The organism is Actinomycetospora sp. (genome assembly GCF_055612215.1).
Window position 1 is genome coordinate 1 of sequence record NZ_JBVPVA010000110.1, and the last position, 2,588, is coordinate 2,588.

The 2,588-nt window shown below is 74.3% G+C and carries 4 protein-coding genes; all 4 read left to right on the plus strand.

Annotated elements, in window-relative coordinates; all coding sequences use genetic code 11:
• The coding region (locus AC0CYZ_RS02840) for an FHA domain-containing protein (protein WP_472212155.1) at window positions 1–189 on the plus strand (189 nt) is incomplete at its 5' end.
• Window positions 190–279: 90 nt separating this feature from the next.
• On the plus strand, window positions 280–1,164 hold the full coding sequence (locus AC0CYZ_RS02845) for a MerR family transcriptional regulator (RefSeq protein WP_472212157.1): 885 nt from the start codon (window positions 280–282) through the stop codon (window positions 1,162–1,164).
• Window positions 1,165–1,372: 208 nt separating this feature from the next.
• Complete coding sequence (locus AC0CYZ_RS02850) at window positions 1,373–1,840, plus strand: bifunctional nuclease family protein (RefSeq protein ID WP_026204493.1); 468 nt, start codon at window positions 1,373–1,375, stop codon at window positions 1,838–1,840.
• A 276-nt stretch (window positions 1,841–2,116) separates the two neighbouring features.
• The coding region (locus AC0CYZ_RS02855; protein WP_472212159.1) for a MerR family transcriptional regulator at window positions 2,117–2,588 on the plus strand (472 nt) is incomplete at its 3' end.

The following is a 2,588-nucleotide window of genomic DNA, read 5'->3' on the forward strand; positions in this document are numbered from 1 at the left end:
GACGGCGCGGAGTTCGTCGTCGTCGACGTCGGCAGCCTCAACGGCACCTACGTCAACCGCGAGCCGGTGGACACCGCCGTGCTCGCCAACGGCGACGAGGTGCAGATCGGCAAGTTCCGCCTGGTCTTCCTGACCGGGCCGCGCGACGCCGGCTCCGCCGGTCAGGGGGCCGGGCTGGAGTACTCGTGAGCCGGGCGAGCGCAGCGACGGGGGTTCGGTGAGCCGGGCGAGCGCAGCGACGGGGGTTCTGGTGACGGCGAGCGCAGCGAGGGGGGATCGATGACGGCCGCCGGGCTCGCCCACGGTGACCGGCAGGGTCGCGACGCACTCTCCATCGGCTCGGTCCTCGACGCGCTGCGCGAGGACTTCCCCGAGATCACGATCTCCAAGATCCGGTTCCTGGAGTCGGAGGGCCTGATCTCGCCGTCCCGGACGCCGTCGGGGTACCGGCAGTTCTCCCACGCCGACGTGCTGCGCCTGCGCTTCGTGCTCTCCGCGCAGCGCGACCACTACCTGCCGCTCAAGGTCATCCGCGCGAAGCTCGACGAGTTCGACCGCGACCCCACCCCGGACGGCCCCGTCCTCACCGCGTCCGCCGAGCCGGTCAGCCCGGCCGAGGCACTCGGTGGCACCACCCCCGAGACCGGGGGACCGGGCGGACCCGGCGGCTCCGGGGGTGGCGACACGCGCCCGGTCCGTCCCCGCGGCCTCGCCGCGGTGGTCCCGGCCGGTCCGGTCGACGACGACCCGGAGCGCGCCGTCCCGGCGGACGCCGGCGCGGGTCCCGACGACGTCGAGGGCGTGGACCGGGAGACCGTGCTCGCCGAGGACGGCGTCGACGAGGCGCTGCTCACCTCGCTCGAGCACCACGGCATCCTCCGGCCCGACGTGACCGGCCGCTACGAGCCGGAGGCCCCGGTCATCGCCCGCACCGCGGCGAGCCTGGCCGCCCTCGGCGTCGAGCCGCGGCTGCTGCGCGGCCTGCGGGCCGGGGCCGACCGCGAGGTCGGGCTCCTCACCCAGCTGGTCACCCCGGTGGCGCGCGGCCGCGCCCCGGAGGCCGCCCGGCGTGCACGGGAGCTCTCCGGCGAGCTCGCGGGCCTCTCCGGTCGGCTGCACGCGCTGCTCGTCGGCGCCGGGCTGCGGCACGGCCTGCGCCGCTGACCGCCGGACCGGCGAGCGGCCCTGCGGCTGCCTCGATGGTCGACTCCGCTTCGCTGCGTCTCGTCGCCCCTCCACCCCTCCGAGCGTGTAGCGTTCCCCGCGTCGACGAAGTCGCCCCCAGCCACCTCACGGGGCCCCGGGCGCGGCCGTCGTCCGACCGGGATCCGACGGCGCGAGCACGCGCCACGTGGGAACAGGGAGGCGACGCATGAGCGAGATGCGTGTCGTGGGGGTACGGGTCGAACTGCCCGCGAACCAGCCGATCCTCCTGCTGCGGGAGTCCGACGGCGACCGGTACCTGCCCATCTGGATCGGGTCGGTCGAGGCCACCGCGATCGCCCTCGAGCAGCAGGGCGTCAAGCCGGCCCGGCCGCTGACCCACGACCTCCTCAAGGACGTCCTGGGGGCCCTGGACCGGCGGCTCGAGCAGGTCCGGATCACCGACCTGCAGGAAGGCACGTTCTACGCGGAGCTCGTCTTCGACGGCGACGTCCGGGTGTCCGCCCGGCCGAGCGACTCGGTCGCGCTCGCCCTGCGTGTCGGCGTGCCCATCCACGCCGAGGAGGGCGTGCTCTCCGAGGCCGGGCTCGTCATCCCCGACGAGCAGGAGGACGAGGTCGAGAAGTTCCGCGAGTTCCTCGACACCGTCTCCCCGGAGGACTTCGCGGGGACGTGAGCCCGGCCCCGTATGGTCTGACCCTGAAGTTCAGGTACAGAGTTGGCCGCGCGTCGCGTTGACCCCCGTCGACACCCCTCGTACGGTCGTCTGACCAGGGGCCGAGACGGCCGCAGGACGTGCGAGGAGGCAGGCGTGACGGGAGCCGATGAGCGGCCCGGAGCCGGGAGGACGGCCGGCGCCGAGGTCTCGTCGAACCCGGGCGCGTCGCCCCGGACCGCGTCCCCGGAGGACGCGGCGCTCCAGCCGCTCGGGCCCGCGGGGGAGCAGGGCTCGCTGTTCCCCGACGACCTGTTCGGGGAGAGCCTGCACGACGAGGTCCTCGGGTACCGCGGGCCCGCCGCGTGCCAAATCGTCGGGATCACCTACCGGCAGCTGGACTACTGGGCGCGCACCAAGCTCGTCGTGCCCAGCATCCGCACCGCGAGCGGCTCGGGGTCGCAGCGGCTGTACTCCTTCAAGGACCTCGCGGTGCTCAAGGTGGTCAAGAACCTCCTCGACACCGGCGTCTCGCTGAACAACATCCGCAGCGCGGTGGAGCAGCTGCGCCGCCACGGCGTGCGGGACCTTGCACGGATCACGCTGTTCTCCGACGGCGTCACCGTCTACGAGTGCACCTCGCCGGAGGAGGTCGTCGACCTGCTCCAGGGCGGTCAGGGCGTCTTCGGCATCGCGGTCGGTGGCGCGATGCGCGAGCTGTCGGGCTCGATCGCGCACTTCCCGGCCGAGCGGGCCGGGGCCGGTGCCG

What these genes read in the sequence shown, in the direction of transcription:
- AC0CYZ_RS02850 (WP_026204493.1), top strand. Translation starts at nt 1,373, where the DNA reads ATGAGCGAGATGCGTGTCGTGGGGGTACGGGTCGAACTGCCCGCGAAC.
- AC0CYZ_RS02845 (WP_472212157.1), top strand. Translation starts at nt 280, where the DNA reads ATGACGGCCGCCGGGCTCGCCCACGGTGACCGGCAGGGTCGCGACGCA.